Here is a 743-nt window from a genome sequence, read left to right as displayed (position 1 = left end):
GTGCGCGGACCGGGAAGCGCCGAGACGGCGCTGGACGATAAATGGAGACTTCACGACGCTTCGGCCAACCGGTGTGGCCCGTTACGCCCGCGAGGTCACCTTGGCTCTCGACGCCCTCATTTCAGAAGGGCATCCGCTCGGTCGCGACCTGGAGATTGATCTCGTGGTGCCGCGTCCGCTTTCGGAACCTTTGCGCCTCGATGCCATCCCCGTCCGGGTCGTTCCTGAATTCAGCAGGCCGCGACTGCCGCAATTTTGGGTGCAGGCGCAGCTGCCCTGGCATGTGCCTGGAGGATTGCTGAGCTTCTGCAATCTCGCTCCCGTCGCGCTGAGGCGCCAGATCGCGTGTATCCATGACATGCACACAAGGCTCATGCCGTCGAGCTACGCGCGAGGATTCCGCTGGGCGCACCGCTTGATCCTGCCGGCACTTGGCAGGCAGGCCGCCCGCATCACGACCGTCTCGCAACTCTCACGCAGCCATCTGATCAAGTTCGGAATCGCGCCAGAAGAAAACATCGTCGTCACCTACAACGGCAGCGACCATGCGAACCGGTGGGATGCGGCGAGATCAACTCTGGCCGTCGACCGGAGCAGGCCGTATGTCCTCTGCTTGGGGAGGCGGGACCAGGAATATAAGAACATGGGGCTTCTCGCCAGGCTGGCCCCACACCTCGACGCGATGGGTCTTGACCTGTGGATGCCAGGCGATGTCGACGAGGCCACGCTCCTGAGGTACATCC

General features: G+C 63.3%; 1 protein-coding gene. It reads left to right on the top strand.

Going from position 1 to position 743, the window contains the following annotated elements:
* Nucleotides 1-100: 100 nt before the first annotated feature.
* The coding region (locus EN879_RS37790; RefSeq protein WP_348631535.1) for a glycosyltransferase at nt 101-743 on the top strand (643 nt) is incomplete at its 3' end.

Source organism: Mesorhizobium sp. M7A.F.Ca.AU.002.02.1.1, assembly GCF_003998535.1.
GTDB lineage: Bacteria > Pseudomonadota > Alphaproteobacteria > Rhizobiales > Rhizobiaceae > Mesorhizobium > Mesorhizobium ciceri.
The sequence above is the reverse complement of the archived record's forward strand: the minus strand, read 5'-3'. Positions and strand labels throughout refer to the sequence as shown.